General features: G+C 66.9%; 17 protein-coding genes. 5 read left to right on the forward strand and 12 right to left on the reverse strand.

What is annotated here, in order from left to right:
* Positions 1-229: 229 nt before the first annotated feature.
* From HWX39_RS00005 to phnS, 7 genes are read right to left on the reverse strand one after another with little or no spacing between them, the layout of a single operon-like run.
* Complete coding sequence (locus tag HWX39_RS00005) at positions 230-781, reverse strand: phosphonate degradation HD-domain oxygenase (protein WP_175964993.1); 552 nt, start codon at positions 779-781, stop codon at positions 230-232.
* A 4-nt stretch (positions 782-785) separates the two neighbouring features.
* Complete coding sequence (phnY, locus tag HWX39_RS00010; RefSeq protein ID WP_175964994.1) at positions 786-2,240, reverse strand: phosphonoacetaldehyde dehydrogenase; 1,455 nt, start codon at positions 2,238-2,240, stop codon at positions 786-788.
* Positions 2,237-3,544 (reverse strand): phosphonoacetate hydrolase, encoded by a 1,308-nt coding sequence (gene phnA, locus HWX39_RS00015; protein ID WP_175964995.1) that lies wholly within the window; start codon positions 3,542-3,544, stop codon positions 2,237-2,239. The genes phnY and phnA overlap by 4 nt, the downstream gene beginning before the upstream one ends.
* Positions 3,541-4,401: a 2-aminoethylphosphonate ABC transport system, membrane component PhnV gene (gene phnV, locus HWX39_RS00020; protein WP_175964996.1), complete on the reverse strand. Its 861-nt coding sequence runs from the start codon at positions 4,399-4,401 to the stop codon at positions 3,541-3,543. The genes phnA and phnV overlap by 4 nt, the downstream gene beginning before the upstream one ends.
* Positions 4,391-5,311, reverse strand: coding sequence for a 2-aminoethylphosphonate ABC transporter permease subunit (phnU, locus tag HWX39_RS00025; RefSeq protein WP_175964997.1), 921 nt, complete (start codon positions 5,309-5,311; stop codon positions 4,391-4,393). The genes phnV and phnU overlap by 11 nt, the downstream gene beginning before the upstream one ends.
* Positions 5,289-6,392, reverse strand: a complete 1,104-nt coding sequence (gene phnT / locus HWX39_RS00030) for a 2-aminoethylphosphonate ABC transport system ATP-binding subunit PhnT (protein WP_175964998.1) — start codon at positions 6,390-6,392, stop codon at positions 5,289-5,291. The genes phnU and phnT overlap by 23 nt, the downstream gene beginning before the upstream one ends.
* Positions 6,393-6,426: 34 nt before the next feature.
* On the reverse strand, positions 6,427-7,515 hold the full coding sequence (phnS, locus tag HWX39_RS00035; RefSeq protein ID WP_174942176.1) for a 2-aminoethylphosphonate ABC transporter substrate-binding protein: 1,089 nt from the start codon (positions 7,513-7,515) through the stop codon (positions 6,427-6,429).
* Between the two features lie 259 nt (positions 7,516-7,774).
* Here phnS and HWX39_RS00040 point away from each other — a divergent pair, with 259 nt between their 5' ends.
* Positions 7,775-8,884, forward strand: coding sequence for a 2-aminoethylphosphonate--pyruvate transaminase (locus HWX39_RS00040; RefSeq protein WP_175964999.1), 1,110 nt, complete (start codon positions 7,775-7,777; stop codon positions 8,882-8,884).
* A 105-nt stretch (positions 8,885-8,989) separates the two neighbouring features.
* On the opposite strand, the gene HWX39_RS00045 is transcribed toward HWX39_RS00040, so the two are convergent.
* The 3 genes from HWX39_RS00045 to aroQ are packed head-to-tail and all read right to left on the reverse strand — an operon-like array spanning position 8,990 to position 11,671.
* Positions 8,990-10,333, reverse strand: coding sequence for an MFS transporter (locus tag HWX39_RS00045; protein WP_175965000.1), 1,344 nt, complete (start codon positions 10,331-10,333; stop codon positions 8,990-8,992).
* Positions 10,334-10,364: 31 nt separating this feature from the next.
* Complete coding sequence (locus HWX39_RS00050) at positions 10,365-11,219, reverse strand: shikimate dehydrogenase (RefSeq protein WP_175965001.1); 855 nt, start codon at positions 11,217-11,219, stop codon at positions 10,365-10,367.
* Positions 11,216-11,671 (reverse strand): type II 3-dehydroquinate dehydratase, encoded by a 456-nt coding sequence (aroQ, locus tag HWX39_RS00055; protein ID WP_175965002.1) that lies wholly within the window; start codon positions 11,669-11,671, stop codon positions 11,216-11,218. The genes HWX39_RS00050 and aroQ overlap by 4 nt, the downstream gene beginning before the upstream one ends.
* A gap of 257 nt (positions 11,672-11,928) precedes the next feature.
* On the opposite strand from aroQ, the gene HWX39_RS00060 reads away from it, so the two are divergent.
* Together HWX39_RS00060 and HWX39_RS00065 are read left to right on the forward strand one after the other, a co-directional pair.
* Entirely contained in the window at positions 11,929-13,821 is a 1,893-nt protein-coding gene (locus tag HWX39_RS00060) for a sugar phosphate isomerase/epimerase and 4-hydroxyphenylpyruvate domain-containing protein (RefSeq protein WP_175965003.1), read from the forward strand.
* A gap of 264 nt (positions 13,822-14,085) precedes the next feature.
* Positions 14,086-14,349 (forward strand): hypothetical protein, encoded by a 264-nt coding sequence (locus tag HWX39_RS00065; protein ID WP_072444620.1) that lies wholly within the window; start codon positions 14,086-14,088, stop codon positions 14,347-14,349.
* 78 nt (positions 14,350-14,427) lie between these two features.
* Here HWX39_RS00065 and HWX39_RS00070 read toward each other — a convergent pair whose 3' ends face one another.
* The gene (locus HWX39_RS00070; protein ID WP_175965004.1) at positions 14,428-15,222 is read right to left on the reverse strand and encodes an AraC family transcriptional regulator; all 795 of its coding nucleotides are present in this window, start codon (positions 15,220-15,222) and stop codon (positions 14,428-14,430) included.
* Positions 15,223-15,889: 667 nt separating this feature from the next.
* On the opposite strand from HWX39_RS00070, the gene HWX39_RS00075 reads away from it, so the two are divergent.
* Positions 15,890-17,026: a branched-chain amino acid ABC transporter substrate-binding protein gene (locus tag HWX39_RS00075; protein ID WP_175965005.1), complete on the forward strand. Its 1,137-nt coding sequence runs from the start codon at positions 15,890-15,892 to the stop codon at positions 17,024-17,026.
* A gap of 322 nt (positions 17,027-17,348) precedes the next feature.
* A complete protein-coding gene (locus tag HWX39_RS00080) occupies positions 17,349-18,659 on the forward strand; it encodes an MFS transporter (RefSeq protein WP_175965006.1) in 1,311 nt (436 codons plus the stop codon).
* A 105-nt stretch (positions 18,660-18,764) separates the two neighbouring features.
* On the opposite strand, the gene HWX39_RS00085 is transcribed toward HWX39_RS00080, so the two are convergent.
* On the reverse strand, positions 18,765-19,202 hold the full coding sequence (locus tag HWX39_RS00085; protein ID WP_175965007.1) for a DoxX family protein: 438 nt from the start codon (positions 19,200-19,202) through the stop codon (positions 18,765-18,767).
* Positions 19,203-19,346 lie beyond the last annotated feature (144 nt).

Genomic DNA, 19,346 nt, shown 5'->3' on the forward strand with positions numbered 1-19,346 from the left:
GATACTTTTGCTATCTGATCCGAGGATCAGCTCGCTTCCATCAAGCGCCCACACTTATCGGCTGTTAATTTTTAAAGAGCATTCTGCGAGGAACTTTGCGTTTCCCGGCAGCGCTGCGTTTTCAGCAGCAGAGAAGCGAGATTATGAACCGTGTTTCGCAACTCGTCAAAAAATATAAGGCGCCGCACGCTGCCGCGTGCGGCGCCTTATATAGAAGCAACGGAATCCGTCAGTCCGCGCGCACCTGGCGCGCCACGATCTCCATATAGTGATCGAGATCCGGCGTGACCTTGCCCTCTTCCTTCGCCGTATCGTCCCAGCGGCGCAGACGCAGCGCGTCCTCCGCGAACGAGCGCTGCAGGAACGCCGCCGCCTCCTCCTCACTGAAAATACCGCCCTGCAGCGCGAGGCTGCGCACCGAGTCCGGCGACAGGCTCTCGAAGTAGCCGGCGTCCGTGCGGCACAGGCAGCGCTTCGCGTCGACGTGCAGCCGGATCGGCTCCAGCACCGCATCGGAAAACAGCGGCCGCAGGAACGGCAGCACGTAATACTGATGCAGATCGTCGATCCCGCGCGCGCTTGGCGTCTCACCCTGGCGATTCAGCAGATGCCCGAGATCATGCAGGAACGCCGCCGCGACCAGCGCTTCGTCTGCCCCCGCCTCTTCCGCCAGCCATCCGCTCTGCAATGCGTGCTCGAGCTGCGTGACCGGCTCCCCGCTATAGGCCACATGGCCATGTTCGCGATACAGCCCGTGGATCTCTTCCACCGTCAATGCCATTCATTCACTCCCAAGGCAGCGAAAACGTCTTCAGGTTCGTGAAGCTCTTCATCGCCTCCTGAACGCCTTCCTTGTAACCGAGCCCCGAATCCTTGATCCCGCCGAACGGCGACAGCTCGATCCGGTACCCGGGCACTTCCCATACGTTCACCGTGCCGACGTTCAGCTCGTTCACGAACCGCACGACCGCGGCCGTGCTGTCCGTACACACGCCCGACGACAGCCCGAACGCCGTCCCGTTGCTGATCCGGATCGCGTCGTCGATCGTGTCGAACGTGATCACCGGCGATACCGGGCCGAAGGTCTCCTCGCGCACGATCGTCATCGACGGATCGACGTTGTCGAGCACGGTCGGCGCATACAGCGCGCCGCGCCGCACGTTGCCGGTCAGCAGGCGCGCGCCCTGCGCGACCGCCTCCTCCACGCGCGCCTCGAACAGCCGCGCCGCTTCCTCGTCGATCACCGTGCCCATTTCATTCGCGGGATCGAACGGATCGCCGTACTTCCATGCACGCGTCTTCTCGACGAGCAATTCGGTGAACGCGGGTGCGATCGAGCGATGCACCAGTATCCGCTTGACGGCCGTGCAGCGCTGGCCCGAATTCCGGTACGAGCCGAGCACGGCGAGCGACGTCGCGCGCTCGAGATCGGCATCGTCGAGGACGATCAGCGGATCGTTACCGCCCAGTTCCAGCACGATGCGGCGGTAGCCGGCCCGTGCGGCAATCGCCTTGCCGATCGCCACGCCACCTGTAAAGGTGATCAGCGCCGCATGCGGGTGCGTGACGAGTTCGTCCGCGATCTCGCGCGGATCGCCGGTCAGCACCTGCAGCATCGGCTCCGGCAGTCCGGCCTCATACAACAGGTCGGCCAGGTAGTACGCCGACAGCGGCACCTTCTCCGACGGCTTCACGATCACGCGATTGTTGGTCGCGATCGCCGGTGCAATCTTGTGCGCCACCTGGTTCATCGGATGATTGAACGGCGTGATCGCGACGATCACACCGTCGAGCGGCTGCCGCTGCGAGAACACGCGGCGCGCCTTGCCGTGGGGCGTCAGGTCGCACGAGAAACTCTGCGCGTCGTCGCGCAGCGCCTCGACCGCTGCAAACTTCAACACGTCGGCAACGCGGCCGATCTCGTAGCGGGAGTCCTGTTTCGACAGCCCCGATTCGAGCGTAATCAGGTCGGACGCTTCCTCGGTGCGCTCACGCAGCAGCGCGGCCGCACGCTCGAGGATCTGCGAACGCTCGTACCGCGTGAGTTTCGGCCGATACGCCATCGCGTAATCGAATGCCGCGCGCACATCGTCGACGCTCGCCAGCGGCGCCGTCCCGACGCGCGTGCCCGTGTAGGGGTCCATCACGTCGAGCGTGCGTTCGCGCGTCGCACGCGTGCCGCACCAGCGCAGCACCTCTGCACGAAACGCCGGGTGATCGTGTCGGGGATGAGCCATCATGTCGCGACCCGGTTCAGCACGAAATCGAACACGTCGAAGTTGCGCGGGCGACGCGCAGGATCGGCAGGCACGATACGCCGGTTGAACAGCAGCGGTACTTCCTGCTCCGACACGCCGCCATGCGAACGCAGCGGCACCGTGAGGCCCGACAGGTCGTGTTCGCGCTCACGCGTGCCGAGCGTCATGTCGCGGCGGCCAATCACGACGAGATCGCCGATCCGGTCGGCCGGCAGCTCGAAACGGGCGGCGGCTTCCGCGTTGTCGAGCACGAGCTCGACGCCGTCGAGGCCGCCGACCCGCCACATCGCCTCGGCCCGGTCGACGCCCGGTGCCAGGTAGAGGGTTGCAAACGAGCCGAGCGCACCGTGATGCACGACGTACGGATCCGTGATCGGCAGGATCACGCGCGCAGCCTGCGCACCGTACCAGGCGTCGAATGCGTCCTGCAGATAGATGACGTTCGGCCGGCCCGTCGCGGGATCGTGCTTCGCGTTCATCCCGTGATCGGCGGTCAGCCCGATCGCCCAGCCGAGCGCGTCAAGCTGCGCGAGGTAGCCGTCCATCATCGCGTAGAACGCATTCGCACCGACACTGCCCGGCTCGCACTTGTGCTGCACGTAATCGGTGGTCGACAGGTACATCAGGTCGACCTGGCGCGTCTGCGCAAGCCGCACGCCGGCTGCGAACACGAATTCGGACAACGCCGCACTGTAGACGTCCGGCGACGGCAGGCCGACCCAGTCGAGCACGTCGACGATCCCGTTTTCCGCGAGATTCGCCTGCGCGGCCTTCTCGGCCGAAAAGCAGATGCCGTTCAGTTGCCAGCCGAGCAACCGGCGCAGCTTGTCCTTCGCCGTCACGACGGCGACCCGCGCACCGGCGTCGGACGCCGCGGCAAGCAGCGTGCCGGCCCGCAAGTAGGCCGGGTCGTTCATCATGACTTCGGCGCCGCGCCCGCCGTCGGCGGCCGGATCCCAGAAGTAGTTGCCGCAGATCCCGTGGACCGACGGCGGCACGCCGCAGACGATCGACAGGTTGTTCGGGTTGGTGAAGGTCGGCACGACACAATCGGCGCGCCACGCCGTGCCTTCGGCGATCATCCGGCCGATGAACGGCGCGACGCCCGCTTCCATGGCGCGTTCGAGATAGTCGTACTCGCAGCCGTCGACGCAGACGACGACGGTCGGCTCGACCGGCAGCCGGTAGTGCCGGCCGTTGACGTCGACGGCGCGTCCTGCGAGATCCGTCGACGCGCCGGCTGCCGACGCGTCACCGGGCTGGCGCAATGCGAACGCGGCGTTCATGCTGCCACCCGCTTGCCGCGCGGCACGCGCGCAGCGATCAGCAGCAGCGCCGCGAGCGACGCGCCGAGCATCAGCAGCGACAGCGCCGATGCCGGAAGGTAATACCCGCGCTCCACCTGGCCGATCACGACGATCGGCACGGTGGCGAAGCCGGGCGGATAAACCGTCAGCGTCGCGCCGAGCTCGCCGAGCGACAGCGCGAAGCCAAGTGCGAGGCTCGCGCGCAGCGCCGGCACGAGCTGCGGCAGCAGCACGCGGCGCAGCACCATCGCGGGCGGCGCACCAAGGCTCGCCGCCGCTTCGCGCAGCACGGTCAGCTCCGGACGCAGCGCGGCGGCCGCGCAGCGATAGCAGAACGGCAAAATCAGCGCGAGCTGCACGAGCACGACGATCGCCGCCGAGCTCGACAGGTCGACCGGCTTCTGGTGATACGCAATCAGCACCGCGAGCCCGAGCACGACGCTCGGCACGCCGTTCGGCACCATCACGAGCGCGTCGACCACCGCGCCGAGGCCGCGCCGGTCGCGCCCTTCGAGCGCCAGCGCAAGCCACAGCCCGAGGATCGTGCCGACCGCAGACACGCCGAAGCCGATTTCCAGGCTCGTCAGCAGCGCGTCGTATTCCGGCGACCCGAGCCGCTCGAACCAGCGCAGGCTGTAGCCAGCCGGCAGAATCGTGCCCGACCACTGCGTCGACACGCTCGACAGCGCGACGACGATGACGGGCAACACGAACAGCCAGAAGCACGCGAACGCGGCCAGCGCGAGCGCCGCGCGCGACGCATGCTTGAGCACCGTGTCACCCCAGCCGATGTGGTGGCGCGGCACGGCTTGCCCGATACGAAATTCAGCGGACATCGTTGCCTCCCATCGCACGCCGGTTCACCCGGCGATAAACCGTATACAGCGCCAGCGACAGCGCGAGCATCACGACCGCGCCGGCCGACGCGGTCGGCAGGTCGAGGTCGACGGTCGCGCTGCTGTAGATCGCAACCGGCAGCGTCACGAGCCGCGCGCTGCCGAGCACAAGCAGAATCCCGAATTCGTTCAGCGTCAGCAGGAAGCACAGCACGGTGCCGGCGGCGATGCCCGGCCACGCGATCGGCAGCACGACGCGACGTGCAAGCATCCAGCCGGACGCGCCGAGGCTGCGCGCGGCTTCGATCAGCCGCAGGTCGAGCGTCGCGAACGACGCGAGCGTCGGCCGCACGACGAACGGCGTATAGAACACCGTCTGCGCGAGGATCACGCCGCCGATGCCGAACAGGAAATCGAGCGGCGGATTCTCGAGATGGAACAGGTGCTGCAGCGCGATGCTGATCGAGCCTTGCGAGCCATACAGGAAGATCAGCGTGAACGCGACGAGGAACGACGGAAACGCGACGTATAGTTCCAGGAAACGCGTGACGAGCGACGCGCCCGGAAACGGCTTGAAGAACAGCAGCGCAGCCAGCAGCACACCGAGCACCGACGCGGTGCCGGCGCTCGCGAACAGCACGCCGAGCGTCGTCAGCAGCACGTTGCGCGTGTCGGGATTGCCGAAGAAGGTACGGTACGCGGCGAGACTCAGCCCGTGGTCGCCCGACACGCTCAGCAGCACGAGCCGCACCAGCGGATAGATGACGAGCGGGCCCAGCACGACGATCGCGAGCGCGGCCAGGTGCAGGTCGCCCATGCGCTTGCGGCGCCGCGCGGCGGCGGCGTGCGCGGCGGCCGACGCGAGCACGTGCGGCGGCAGGCCGGCGTCAGGGCTCGATAAGGACGACATCGTCTGCCTCGCAATGCAGGGAAACGCGCGCACCGCGCTCGGGGGCCGCACCGCGGCCGCGTTGCATCGTCACGCGCACGGGTTCGTCGGGCGCCGCGTCGATCACGACCGCGATCGACAGGTCCGCGCCCTGCCATTCGACGGATGACACCGTGCCGTGCAGGCCGCCCGCGGCAAGCGGCATCACGGTGAGGCGCTCGGGGCGCACGCACGCGACCTTGCCGCGCACTTCGTGACGCGGATCGCCGAGCGGAAAGATCACGTGCGGCGGCAGCAGGTTTGCCGGGCCGAGATAGCGTGCGACGTAGCCGTCCTGCGGCGCGTCGTACAGCTGCTGCGGCGTGCCAAGCTGCGCGATGTGGCCATCGCGCATCAGCAGCGCGCGATCGGACAGCACGAGCGCGTCGTCGCGGTCGTGCGTCACGCAGACGACGGTCAGGTTCGGCAGGCGCTCGTGCAGCGCCTTCAGTTCGCTGCGCACCGACGCGCGCAGGTTGGCGTCGAGCGCCGACAGCGGCTCGTCGAGCAGCAGCACGTCCGGCTCGATCACGAGCGCGCGCGCCAGCGCGACGCGCTGCTGCATCCCGCCCGACAATAGTGCGGGCAGGTGGTGGCCCGCATCGCCGAGTTGCACGAGCTTCAGCGCATCGGCGACGCGGCGCGTCACTTCCGGCGACGCCATGCCGCGTGCGCGCAGCCCGAATGCCACGTTCTCGAACACCGTCAGGTGCGGGAACAGTGCGTAATTCTGGAACAGCAGACCGAGATTGCGCTTGTGCGGCGGCGCATAGGTCAGGTCGCGTCCGGCAACGGTCAGCGTGCCGGTCAGGCCGTCGGCCTTCACGAACCCGGCGATGAAGCGCAGCAGCGTGGTCTTGCCGCAGCCGCTCTTGCCGAGCACGGTCAGAAATTCACCGGCACCGATCGACAGCGACAGATCTTCCAGCACCGTGCGTGCGCCGTAGCGCACGCTCAGGTGTTCGATCTGCACGCCGCCCGGCGCGCCGGACCGCAGCGTCGCTCGCGGTTCGGCGGCGCCGAATGCGCCGGGATGGGTCAGGGTGGTTTCCACCGGGTTCATCCTCTTGCTCACAAATACAGGCGGCGTGCGCCGATCACTTCGGCTTGACGACGTCGAGCTGCTTGCCCGAGCTGCCGATCACGTCCTTCTTCCAGCGCTCGATCCACACCGGCTTCTTCGCCATCACCTGTGTCCAGTCGACCGGGATCAGCTTCACGCCCGCGATCGCCTTCTTGACCGCTTCGCCGTTCTTGCCGGCCAGCGGCACGTCCGTGCGGCCCGGGATGCCGTACATGTCCGGCACCTTCGACTGCACTTCCGTCGACATCAGGTAGTCGATCAGCTTCTTGCCGGCGTCCTGGTTCGGGCCGCTCTTGATCAGGCCGATGCCGTACGGGAGCTGGAACGTGGTCGGCTGGTCGCCTTCCTTCGCGGCCAGGAAGATCGGCTTGACGGACAGCGCGCCGTGTTCGGCATCGTCGAGGTCCATCTGCAGGTCGCCGTTCGCGACGCTGATTTCGTTACGCGACAGCAGCACGTTCAGGTAGCCCGTGCCCTTCGTGTGGAACTTCACGCTCTGCGACAGCTTCGCGAGGTAGTCGAATGCCTTGTCTTCGCCCATCAGCGACGTCGTCAGGATCAGCACGGCCATCCCGTCGCCGGCCGTGGCCGGGTTCGAGTACGCGACCTTGCCGGCGTAGGCCGGCGACAACAGGTCGGCGAACGTCTTCGGCTGGTTCTTCACGACGTCCGGGTTGATCGCGAACGAGAAGTAGTTGTTCACGAACGTCGCCCACGTACCGTCTTCAGCCTTCGCGATGGCCGGCACGTTCTTGTAGTTCACGCTCTGGTACGGCTGCAGCAGGCCCATCTGGCCAGCTTGCTGAATGAACGGCGGCAGCGTGACGATCACGTCGGCCTTCGGGGAATTCTTCTCGATGTTCGCGCGGTTGACGACTTCGCCGCTGCCCGCCGTCACGATGTTGACCTTGACGCCTTCCTTCTTCTCGAAGGCCGGCAGCACATCACGATAGAGGTTCTCGAGACCGTCTGCCGTATACAGCACGACCGCGCTCGCCGCATGCGCGGGCAGCGCCGCGCCCATCAGACCGGCGACGCTGGCGGCCAGCGCCAGCTTGCGGAACGCGCCGGCAGCGGCGCGCGAGGGTTTCTGCAGTGTCATCTCACTTCTCCGTAGGCGGAACACCAAATGGCCGGGGCACGATCCGGCTCTCCTGTTTTTTCCGGGCAGGGCCGATCGACGACCTGCCTCGCCGCCGCGCTGAGGTTAGGTTTCGCACGGCAAGCGAAGGATCACAGCGTTCGATGACAAAGCCGTGACGAATGCCACAATTTCCAAAAAATGACACATTTTGCCAATATCATGCAAGTCATCCAGAAATGCCACCCGGCGTTTCTTCCGACCTTTGCAAGGGAAAACCATGTCCGATCCGATTCTTCTCACGCCCGGCCCGCTCACCACGTCCGCCACAACCCGCCACGCAATGCAACACGACTGGGGCTCGTGGGATGCCGCTTTCAATCAACTGACGGCCAGCGTCTGCGCGGACCTCGTCGCGATCGCGCACGGCGGCGCCGAGTACGTGTGCGTCCCGATGCAGGGCAGCGGCACGTTCTCGGTCGAAGCCGCGCTCGGCACGCTGGTGCCGCGCGACGGCGTCGTGCTGGTGCCCGACAACGGCGCGTACTGCGCGCGCATCCTGAAGATTCTCGGCCGGCTCGGGATCGAAGCGATCGCGTTGCCGTTCGGCGAGGACGCCGCCGTCGATCCGGCCGCGATCGAAGCCGCGTTCGCGCGCGAGCCGCGCATCACGCACGTCGCGCAAGTGCACCTGGAGACGAGCGCCGGCATCCTGAACCCGCTCGACGACATCGCCGCCGTGTGCCGGCGCCACGGCAAGCGGCTGATCGTCGACGCAATGAGCTCGTTCGGCGCGCTGCCGATCAGGCTGGCGGGCAGCGGCATCGATGCGTTGATCTCGGCGAGCGGCAAATGTCTCGAAGGTGTGCCGGGGATGGGATTCGCGATCGTGCGGCGCGACGCGCTCGACGCGAGCGAAGGCAATTCGCCGTCGCTCGCGCTCGATCTCCACGATCAGTACGCGTACCTGATCAAGACGGGCCAGTGGCGCTTCACACCGCCGACGCACGTGATCGCCGCGCTGCGCGCCGCGCTCGACCAGTATCTCGCCGAAGGCGGCCAGCCGGCACGCGGCGCGCGCTATGCGGACAACTGCCGGACGCTGGTCGAATCGATGCACGCGCTCGGCTTCACGCCGTTCCTCGACGCGAGCGTGCAGGCGCCGGTGATCGTCACGTTCCACGCGCCCGACCACCCGGCCTACGATTTCCGCCGCTTCTACGACGCGGTGCGCGACGCGGGCTTCATCCTGTATCCGGGCAAGCTCACGCAGCTCGAGACGTTCCGCGTCGGCTGCATCGGTGCGATCGACTCGAACGATATCCGCCGTGCGGTCGCCGCGATCGCGCGGGCGGTCGAATCGCTCGGCATCGCGGTGCAGCGCGCATAAGCGCTGTATTCGCCAGCCGGCCCACCCGCCGGCGCGCGCAAGCAAAAAAGCCCGGCGGCCTTGCGGCTGCCGGGCTGACGCAACGGATGTGCGTGGAGCCAGTGCTTACAGCTCGATTCGCTTGATGTCGCCGACGACGAAGATGTAAGACGCCGCACCGATCAGCGCGATCACGCCGATGAAAACGAGCGCGCCGACGAACGAACCGGTCGACGCGACGATGAAGCCGACCACGAGCGGCGTGATGATCCCGGCAAGGTTCGCCGCGAAGTTGAAGATGCCGCCCGTGACGCCGAGCAGGCCGTCCGGCGCGATGTCGGACACGAGCGTCCAGCCGAGTGCGGCCATCCCCTGCGCGAAGAACGCGACCGACATGATCGCGATCACGGCCTCGTTGCTCTGCACGTAGTTCGCGAGAATGATCGTCGATGCGAGCAGCAGGCCCGCGATGATCGGCAGCTTGCGCGCGAGGTTCGCGGACTTGCCGCGACGCAGCAGCCAGTCGGAGAAGATCCCGCCGAACATCACGCCGACCGATGCGGCGATAAACGGCATCACTGCGAAGAAGCCGATCTTCAGCCAGCCCATGTGGCGCTCGGTGGCGAGGTAGGTCGGGAACCAGGTCAGGAAGAACACGAGTGTCGAGTTGCCGGCGAACTGGCCGAGGCAGATGCCCGCGAGCTGGCGCTTCTTCAGCAGCTTTCCGGCCATCGACCAGCTGAATGCCTTGCGCTCGCCCTTGCCACCTTTGTCACCGTCCTTGCGCACGCCGTGCACCAGGCCACCGCCCGCCTCGATATAGGCCAGCTCCGCCGAATTCGCGCCCGGATGGTTGCGCGGCTCGTGATAGAACTTCCACCAGACCAGGCCGAACACGATACCGACCGCACCGACGACCCAGAACAGCGAGCGCCAGCCGAACGCCCCCATCAGCGCGAACAGCACCGGACTGAAGAACGCGAGGCCGATGTACTCGCCGACGGTGTAGGTACCCGTCGCCATCGCGCGCTCGCTCTGCGGGAACCAGGTCGCGACGACGCGGCTGTTGGTCGGGAAGCACGGCGCCTCCGTGACGCCGAGGCCGAGACGGCAGGCGAGCAGCGTCGCGACGCCGGGCACGAAACCTTGCAGGAACGTGCAAAGCGACCACAGCGTCATCGACCAGTAATAGGTGATCTTGCTGCCGAAGCGGTCGAGGAACAGGCCGCCGGGCACCTGCATCGCGACGTACGTCCACGAGAACGCGGAGAACATGATGCCCATCACGGCCGCGTTGATGCCAAGCTCCTTGGTGAGCTGCGGCGCAGCCACCCCCAGCACGGTGCGGTCGAGGTAGTTGATCATCGTGCCGATCGCGAGCAGCGCGAGAATCTTGTAGCGCGCCGAGGTGCGCCGGACGGTGCCGGACGCCTGCGCCGGCGCGGCGCTCGTATGGGTGGTGTGCTGCATGGTCGTCTCCTGGTCTCTCTTTCTTGGGGGGTCAGCGCGCGACGAGCGACTGAAAGTGATCGAACATCCGCTCGGCGTCGGGCGTGCGTCCGGTGAAGATCTCGAACGCGTCCACGGCCTGGTAGACGGCCATCCCGCCGCCCGGCAGCGTGGCGCAGCCGGCCGCGCGCGCTGCGTGGATCAGTTCGGTTTCGAGCGGGAAATACACGATGTCGGCCACCCACATGCCCGCGTGCAGCAGCTCGGCCGGCAGCGGCAGGCCCGGATGCTTGGCCATGCCGGTCGGCGTGGCGTGGATCAGGCCCGTCGCGGCGCGCATCGCGCCCGCGAGATCGCCGCCGGGCGCGACCCGTGCCGCGGGGAAGCGCTGCTGCAGTTCGGCCGCGAGCGCGGCGGCGCGCGCGCCGTCGACGTCGAAAATCGTCAGTTCGGCCGCGCCCATCTGCAGCGCCGCATGCGCCACGGCCGCGCCCGCGCCGCCCGCGCCGAGCTGGACGACGCGTTCGAGCGACGCGCCGGGCAGCCCGCGGCGGAACGATTTCGCGAAGCCCGACCAGTCGGTGTTGTGACCGATCCGCTTGCCCTCCTTGAACAGCACGGTGTTCACCGCGCCGAGCGCACGCGCGTCGTCCGACAGCGCGTCGAGGTGCTCGATCACGCGCTGCTTGCACGGGTGCGTGATGTTCAGGCCGTTGTAGCCCATCCGCTGCGCGGCATCGAGCAGTTGCGGCAGTGCGTCGACGGTCACGCCGAGCGCATCGAGATCGATGCGCCGGTACACATAGCCGAACCCCTGGCGGAATCCTTCTTCCTCGTGCATCGCGGGCGACAGCGAGCCGCCGATGCCCTGGCCGATCAGGCCGATCAGAAACGACGGGCGGCTCATCGTGCGGCCCCCTGCGCGAACAGCGTCGCAAAACGCTGCAGCGCGAATACGTAGCCTTCGGTGCCGCAGCCGCAGATCACGGCTTCGGCAATCGCCGACACGTAGGAATGGTGACGGAACGCCTCGCGGCGATGCACGTTCGAAATGTGCACTTCGATCACCGGCTTCGCGATCGCGGAAAGCGCATCGGCCAGCGCCACCGACGTATGCGTATAGGCAGCCGGGTTGATCACGATGCCGTGCGTGTCGTGACGCGCGGCATGCAGCCAGTCGATCAGCTGGTGCTCGGCGTTCGACTGACGAAAGTCGATTTCCAGCCCGAGCGCCTCTCCCGCCGTGCGGCAGCGCTGCTCGAGGTCGGCGAGCGTTTCCGCGCCGTAGATATGGGGCTCGCGCGTGCCCAGCAGATTCAGGTTCGGGCCGTTCAGCACCAGCACCTTGTGCTTGCTCATCGTGGTTCTGCTCCTTAAACAGGGGCAGACCATGACCGGCACCGCCCCGAAGACATCGGAATTTGGCGCTAGTGTGCGCCCGCGAATCGGGACTGTCTTTTCGGGTTTTCGCTAATTTGTACCAACTAGTTAGTTTGTACAATACGCATCACTAGCCTAGTAAATTCGGGATATGGCGTTCGCCGGGAATTCAACGACTGGTTCACTCCGGGCCGGCTCGACCGGCGCCATGCCCCGCTCATCCGCAGGATTCGCCCATGCAGCGCTCAATTGCCACCGTGTCACTGTCCGGCACGCTCGCCGAGAAACTCGCCGCCATCCAGGCCGCGGGCTTCGACGGCGTCGAGATCTTCGAAAACGACCTCGTCTACTTCGATGGATCGCCGGCCGACGTCCGGCGCATGGCCGCCGATCTCGGCCTCGACATCGTGCTGTTCCAGCCGTTTCGCGACTTCGAGGGCGTGAGCGCGGCCCAGCTCGCCCGCAACCTCGACCGGATCAAGCGCAAGTTCGACGTGATGCATGCGCTCGGCACCGACCGCATCCTGGTGTGCAGCAACGTGTCGGCCGACACGATCGCGGACGACGGGCTGCTCGTCGACCAGCTCGGCGCGCTCGCCGAAGCCGCGCAGCAGGCCGGCGTGGTCGCCGCGTACGAAGCGCTCGCGTGGGGCCGCGTCGTGAAACGGTACGGCCATGCGTGGAAACTCGTGAATGCCGTGAACAACCCGCACCTCGGCCTTGCGCTCGACAGCTTCCATACGCTGTCGCTCGACGATTCGCCGGACGCGATCGCCGACATCCCCGGCGACCGGATCGCGTTCGTGCAGATCGCCGATGCGCCGAAGCTCGCGATGGACGTGCTCGAATGGAGCCGCCATTACCGCTCGTTCCCGGGCCAGGGCGACTTCGACCTCGCGCGCTTCACGGCGCGCGTGATCGAGTCGGGCTATACGGGGCCGCTGTCGCTCGAGATCTTCAACGACGGCTTCCGCGCGGCGCCGACCGCGATCACGGCCGCCGACGGCCATCGTTCGCTGCTCTATCTGGAAGAGCTGACGCGCGAACGGCTCGCTCGGGACGGCCGCGTGCCGGCTGCCAGCCAGCCGCTGTTCGCGCCGCCAGCGCCGCCCGCGCACGTCGGGTTCCAGTTCATCGAATTCGCGGTCGACGCGCAGGCAGCGGCGACCGTCGGCGAATGGCTCGGCCGGATGCGCTTCCGGCTCGCGGGCCGCCATCGCTCCAAGGACGTGACGCTGTTCCAGCACGGCGCCGCGTCGATCGTGCTGAACGCCGAGCGCGACTCGTTCGCCGATGCGTTCTTCCAGCAGCACGGGTTGTCACTGTGCGCATCGGCATTCCGCGTCGACGATGCGAAAGTGGCGTTCGAACGCGCGGCCGGCTTCGGCTATGCGCCGTTCTCCGGCCGTGTCGGGCCGAACGAGCGCGTGCTGCCGAGCGTGCAGGCGCCGGACGGCAGCCTCGAGTATTTCGTCGACGAAGCGCCGAACGCGCCGACGCTGTACGAATCGGACTTCGTGCTGACCGACATCGACGGCCCGAGCGAAGTCGGCCCGCTGACCGGTATCGACCACGTGTGCCTCGCGTTGCCGGCCGACGCGCTCGATACGTGGATCCTGTTCTTCAAGACGGCATTCGGCTTCGAGGCCGAACGCAGCTGGCTCGTGCCCGATCCGTACGGGCTGGTGCGCAGCCGCGCGGTGCGCAGCGCCGACGGTTCGGTGCGGATCGCGCTGAACGCGTCGGTCGACCGGCACACGGCGGTTGCCGAATCGCTCGACCGCTACCACGGCACGGGGCTGAACCACGTCGCGTTCCGCACGGACGACATCGTGAAGACGATCGCCGCGTTCGCGGCCGACGGCGTGCCGTTCCTGCGTATTCCGCCGAACTACTACGACGATCTCGCCGCACGCTACGCGTTGCCGGACGACCTGATCGACACGCTGAGCGCGCACCACCTGCTGTACGACCGCGACGAGCACGGCGGCGAATTCCTGCACGCGTATACGGAACTGGTCGACAACCGCTTCTCGCTCGAGATCGTCGAGCGGCGCGGCGGATACGACGGCTACGGCGCGGCGAACGCGGCCGTGCGGCTCGCCGCTCAGGCACAGCGCAGGAAATAAGGGAAGGAAGCCGACAAGGATTGAAAGGCTGCTTCAAAGGGCCGCATCCCGCGCGCACCATCGTGGTGAATCGCGGGGTCGTGCACCGGCCCGCACGGCTGGCAGCGATCCTGCCGGAAACCGCCTTCCCTGTGGCGTTACATCCGGTAACCCGTACCGCAGCGCAGCATCCCGTCGCCCGCCATGGTTTTAAGAATCGCTTAAGTCTTCGACGGCACCATCCGCAACCAGTACCCGATGGTTATCTCGAAAAGGAGGAAAGCGATGAGCGCCGTAGAAGCACCCGCGGGCCGCCAGGCCGCGCCCCCTGCAAAGAAGACGATGCTGCGCCGTCTGCTCAGTCATCATGAAATCGCGACGCTGCTCGTGCTGCTGCACGCACCGATCGGCGCGAACGCCAAACCCGAACTGCCGGCGCTGCAGGAAGCCGGTCTCGTCGAGATGATCAAGCTCGACGCCGATACGGCACCCAGCTTCCGGCTGACCGAAGACGGCACCGCCGTTCTGAAAGGGCTCGGCTACCGCTGAGCCGCCGTTTTCACCCCTTTCCCGTTTTCCCGCCTCACCCCGATCCCAGCGACTCGCCGCCCCTTTCGGCGTGTCGCGTCACCCTGCCCGCTCCTGCAGCATCAACCGGTATTCCGTCGGCGTCACGCCGACCGTCGCCTTGAACTGGCGCGTGAAGGCGCTGTGATCCGTGTAACCGCATAGCGCGGCGACGTCGGTCACCTTGTCGTGCGTGACGAGCAGCGCGGTGGCCGCGTCGAGCCGTGCCTTCAGCAGCACCTGACGCGGCGTCAGGTGGAACACCTTGTGGAAGTAGCGCTCGAGCTGCGCGACCGACATCCCGGCCATCTGCGCGAGGTGCTTCAGGTTCAGCGGTTGCACGTAATGATCCTGGATGTGCTGGACCACGTCGGCGAGCCGGCTGTACGCCGGGTGCGAGCCCTCGTGGGCCTTCAGGTCGCGCGAGATGCCCGCGAGGCCGACCACCCTGCCCGCCGCGTCGCGCAGCGGCTCCTTGCAGGTCAGGCACCAGCCCGGCTGGCGCCCCGGATACAGGTGCAGTTCGAGCTGATCCATCAGTTGCTGGCCGGCGTTGATCGTCGCCATGTCCTGCTCGAAATAGCTGCGGCCGAAGCGGCGCGGAAACACTTCGTCGGCCGTCTTGCCGAGCAGGTCGCGCTTGTCCTTGTAGCCGCAGCGCATCGCCAGCGTGCGATTCACGATCGCATAGCGGCCGCTCGCATCCTTCACGAAGAACGCGACGTCCGGCAGCGCATCGAACACCGGTTCGAGCAGGCGGAAGTGCACGAGCATCGCGCCGAGATCGGCGTTGTCGGGCTGGTAGCGCAACGTTTCGGACAGGCTCATGGGCGGTACGGCAAGCAAGGTCGTCATCCCGGCAACCGCGAAGCGAGTGGCAGATGGCGTCGATTATAGGAGCGCCCCTTCGATCGCGTCGCACCGATCGCAAAGGCGGGCAAGTTGGCGGTAGCCGTCGCATCGCGCCACCGACCGGCCGGCATCGTCACGCGATATGCGATATTCGTTGCATGCGCAACCACTGCGCGGAGCATGCTGCGGCCGGCCGCGAATCCGCTTGCGTCAACGTGGCAACCACGCGTGCACCGGTGCCGACATGCCGCACGCATACCGGCGCACCCGCACACCGGCACCGCACGCCCGAACTCGGCAGCATAAAAATGTGGACGTGCAGCGTCTTGGCGCGTTTGCGCACTCGGGATGACGATATCGGCACATATCAGGGTTATCGACGATATGCCGATATCGTCGCCGGCCGCGCATCGAACGCGCAAGACGCACGCATTTTCGCTATCTAGACTTCGCTTCACGGTCACGAGACGACCTCGCGCCGCGGCAGCAATCGGCATGCATGGCCTGCGGCATCGGCCGTCATGTGCGCCGATTCCGGCACAGCCCGGGCAGCACGCGGCAGGCACGCACGGCCCTCGCATCGGCCTGCCGACCGAACCGTCTCGCCCGGTTTACCGCCGCCGGCCGCCAGCCGGCGGCGGCCCAACCACGCCATCAAGGGGAAGTGAAAGTGAAGCTGAAGGTATCGCACGTCGCGCTGGCCGCTGCCTGCGCACTGTCGGGCGCGCACGCCATTGCCGCCGACGTCGTCAAGATCGGTTTCGCCGCACCGCTGACCGGCCCGCAGTCGAACTACGGCACGGACATGCAGAAAGGCGTGCAGCTCGCGATCGCCGATTTCAACGCGACGCATCCGACGATCGGCGGCAAGCCCGTCACGTTCCAGCTCGACTCGCAGGACGACCAGGCCGACCCGCGCACGGGCACGACCGTCGCGCAGCGGCTGATCGACGACAACGTCCGCGGGATCATCGGCCACTTCAACTCGGGCACGAGCATTCCCGCGTCCGACCTGTACGATCGCGCGGGGCTGCCGCAGATCTCGATGGCCACGTCGCCGCAATACACCGCGCGCGGCTACAAGACAACCTACCGGCTGCTGACGAGCGACGCGCAGGCGGGCCGCATCGTCGGCACGTACGCGGTGAAGACGCTGCGCTTCAAGCGCATCGCGATCATCGACGACCGCACGGCCTATGGTCAGGGCATCGCCGACGAATTCGCTAAGGCCGTCGAAGCGGCGGGCGGCACGATCATCAAGCGCGACTTCACGAACGACAAGGCGCTCGATTTCTCCGCAATCCTGACCAACCTCAAGGGGATGAACCCGGACGCGATCTTCTACGGCGGCGGCGACGCACAATCGTCGCCGATGATCCGCAAGATGCGCCAGCTCGGGATGAAGTCGGCGTTCGTGACGGGCGAGATGTCGCGTTCGCCGACGTTCCTGAAGGTCGGCGGCGACGCGGCCGAAGGCGCGATCGTCTACATGGGCGGGCTGCCGAAGGAAAAGATGCCCGGCTTTGCCGGCTACGCGGCACGCTACAAGGCGCGCTTCAACGAAGACGTGATCACCTACTCGCCGTACTCGTATGACGGCACGATCGCGCTGCTCACCGCGATGAAGGACGCGAACTCGACCGATCCGAAGGTGTACACGCCGTACCTCGGCAAGGTGTCGGTCAAGGGCGTGTCGGCCCCCAGCATCGCGTACGACACGAAGGGCGACCTGAAGGATGCGCCGGTGACGATCTACAAGGTCGAGCACGGTGCGTTCAAGCCGGTCGATACGATCGCCGGCAACTGATACGCGAAACCCTGCCCCGCGCGGCGCGTCAGCGGCTCACCGGTCGCCCGCGCCGCGCGCGCATCGGCTTCGGCTTCGCGGTCCGAAGCGTTCCTCGGCGCGCGCCCGCGCGCGTGCATTTCGCGCTCCTGTAGAATCCCCCCACCCGCTTTGACGCTTCGTCTGCGCCGCGCCCCATCCCGGTGCGGCGGTGCGTGTTTCGTGCCTCACCCGGCATGCGGCACGCCTCGACGATGCCAGCCGCGCCTTGTCAGTCCATGCCGATAGCGGGCCCTGGAGACGCAGCACCGACAACAACATTCAAAAACCGATCGTCCTGACCATGCAAGCTTCCGAATTGAGCGGCGTGCCTCGCGCCGCCGAACGCGCGCTCACGCGCAGCGATTACAAGACCCTTGGCCTTGCCGCACTCGGCGGCGCCCTCGAGTTCTACGACTTCATCATCTTCGTGTTCTTCGCGCCGGCGATTGGGCAACTGTTCTTCCCGCACGACATTCCCGACTGGCTGCGCCAGTTGCAGACGTTCGGCATCTTCGCGGCCGGCTATCTCGCCCGCCCGCTCGGCGGCGTGATCATGGCGCACTTCGGCGACCTGTTCGGCCGCAAGCGGATGTTCACGCTGAGCGTGCTGATGATGTCCGTGCCGACGCTGCTGATGGGCCTGCTGCCGACCTACGACACGATCGGCATCCTCGCGCCGATGTTGCTGCTGCTGTTCCGCGTGCTGCAGGGCGCGGCAGTGGGCGGCGAAGTGCCGGGCGCGTGGGTGTTCGTGTCCGAGCACGTGCCGTCGCGTCACATCGGCTACGCCTGCGGCACGCTGACCGCGGGGCTGACCGCCGGCATCCTGCTCGGCTCGCTCGTCGCCGCCGGCATCAACAGCCGTTACTCGACCGCCGAAGTCGGCGCGTTCGCGTGGCGCATCCCGTTCCTGCTCGGCGGCGTGTTCGGCCTGTTCTCCGTGTACCTGCGCCGCTGGCTGCATGAGACGCCGGTGTTCGCCGAGATGAAGGCGAAGAAGGCGCTCGCGGCCGAGATTCCGCTGAAGGCCGTGCTGCGCGACCATGGCCGCGCGGTGATCGTGTCGATGCTGCTCACGTGGATGCTGTCGGCCGCGATCGTCGTCGTGATCCTGATGACGCCCGCGCTGCTGCAGAAGCAGTTCCACCTGACGCCCGCGACGACGCTGTTCGCGAACAGCGTCGCGACGCTGTGCCTGACGGCCGGCTGCATCACCGCGGGTTCGCTCGCGGGCTGGATCGGCGCGAAGCGCGTGCTCGGCATCGGCGGCATCGGGCTGGCCGCGTGCTATTACCTGCTGTTCGCGCAGGTCGCGGCCGACGCGTCGACGCTGCCGCTCTACTACGGGATCGCAGGCTTCATGGTCGGCACGATCGGCGCGGTGCCGTTCGTGATGGTCAAGAGCTTCCCGGCCGTCGTGCGCTTCTCGGGCATCTCGTTCTCATACAACGTCGCGTATGCGATCTTCGGCGGCCTCACGCCGGTGATCGTGTCGCTAATGATGAAGTCGAATCCGCTCGCGCCGGTCGTGTATGTCGCGGCGATCTGCGTGCTCGGCGCGATCGCCGTGCAGTTCTCGAAGGATGCGAAGGACGTGAAGGACGCACGCTGAACGTCGGCGCGCACGCGCCGGCCGGATGAACGAAGGGCCGGACCCGCCGCGTGCGGGTTCGGCCCTTTTGCCTGCTTTCAGCGCAACCGCGCGGATCGGCTCAATTCAGCGCAGCACGCCGTACGACGAACTCGGCCGGCGCAGCGCGTCGATGCTCGCGCCGCCGGCGCCGGTGACGAACAGCAGCAGGAAACCGCCGGCGATCGCGACGTTTTTCCAGAAGTGAATCACCATGTCGTGCTGGACGGCGGCGTTCGTCGCGTCCCAGAAATTGTGCGCGACCATCGCGGTCGCGATCGTGTAGACCGCCATCAGCAACGCGAGCGGCCGTACCTTGTAGCCGACGATCAGCAGCAGGCCGCCCAGCCCTTCGATCGCGACGACGATCGGCGCGACGACCTGTTGATAGGGCACGTTCATCCCGTGCAGATACGCGACGAAGTCGCTGTAGCCGAGCAGCTTCATGATGCCGCCCCACAGGAACAACGCCGCCAGCGCCAGGCGCGCGAAAAAAATGACGCCGGAATCGACGGTACGCGTCATGCCTCTCTCCTCGTATGCAATTCGGCCGGCCGCACCGATCGCGCCCGTAAAGCTCAGGGGCGCGCGGCCCTGCTGGGCCTGCGGCAAATGGGCCAGCATAGAGGGTCTTTCCGCGGTGTCCAAGAAAAAGGTTGTAGCAAATCT

Source organism: Burkholderia sp. BCC0322, assembly GCF_902833045.1.
In the GTDB taxonomy this organism is placed as follows: Bacteria; Pseudomonadota; Gammaproteobacteria; order Burkholderiales; family Burkholderiaceae; genus Burkholderia.

What these genes read in the sequence shown, in the direction of transcription:
- HWX39_RS00040 (WP_175964999.1), top strand. Translation starts at nt 7,775, where the DNA reads ATGTCCGATCCGATTCTTCTCACGCCCGGCCCGCTCACCACGTCCGCC.
- phnS (WP_174942176.1), bottom strand. Translation starts at nt 7,515, where the DNA reads ATGACACTGCAGAAACCCTCGCGCGCCGCTGCCGGCGCGTTCCGCAAG.
- HWX39_RS00060 (WP_175965003.1), top strand. Translation starts at nt 11,929, where the DNA reads ATGCAGCGCTCAATTGCCACCGTGTCACTGTCCGGCACGCTCGCCGAG.
- HWX39_RS00080 (WP_175965006.1), top strand. Translation starts at nt 17,349, where the DNA reads ATGCAAGCTTCCGAATTGAGCGGCGTGCCTCGCGCCGCCGAACGCGCG.
- phnA (WP_175964995.1), bottom strand. Translation starts at nt 3,544, where the DNA reads ATGAACGCCGCGTTCGCATTGCGCCAGCCCGGTGACGCGTCGGCAGCC.
- HWX39_RS00050 (WP_175965001.1), bottom strand. Translation starts at nt 11,219, where the DNA reads ATGAGCCGCCCGTCGTTTCTGATCGGCCTGATCGGCCAGGGCATCGGC.
- phnU (WP_175964997.1), bottom strand. Translation starts at nt 5,311, where the DNA reads ATGTCGTCCTTATCGAGCCCTGACGCCGGCCTGCCGCCGCACGTGCTC.
- HWX39_RS00070 (WP_175965004.1), bottom strand. Translation starts at nt 15,222, where the DNA reads ATGACGACCTTGCTTGCCGTACCGCCCATGAGCCTGTCCGAAACGTTG.
- HWX39_RS00005 (WP_175964993.1), bottom strand. Translation starts at nt 781, where the DNA reads ATGGCATTGACGGTGGAAGAGATCCACGGGCTGTATCGCGAACATGGC.
- HWX39_RS00065 (WP_072444620.1), top strand. Translation starts at nt 14,086, where the DNA reads ATGAGCGCCGTAGAAGCACCCGCGGGCCGCCAGGCCGCGCCCCCTGCA.
- HWX39_RS00045 (WP_175965000.1), bottom strand. Translation starts at nt 10,333, where the DNA reads ATGCAGCACACCACCCATACGAGCGCCGCGCCGGCGCAGGCGTCCGGC.
- HWX39_RS00085 (WP_175965007.1), bottom strand. Translation starts at nt 19,202, where the DNA reads ATGACGCGTACCGTCGATTCCGGCGTCATTTTTTTCGCGCGCCTGGCG.
- aroQ (WP_175965002.1), bottom strand. Translation starts at nt 11,671, where the DNA reads ATGAGCAAGCACAAGGTGCTGGTGCTGAACGGCCCGAACCTGAATCTG.
- phnT (WP_175964998.1), bottom strand. Translation starts at nt 6,392, where the DNA reads ATGAACCCGGTGGAAACCACCCTGACCCATCCCGGCGCATTCGGCGCC.
- phnY (WP_175964994.1), bottom strand. Translation starts at nt 2,240, where the DNA reads ATGATGGCTCATCCCCGACACGATCACCCGGCGTTTCGTGCAGAGGTG.
- phnV (WP_175964996.1), bottom strand. Translation starts at nt 4,401, where the DNA reads ATGTCCGCTGAATTTCGTATCGGGCAAGCCGTGCCGCGCCACCACATC.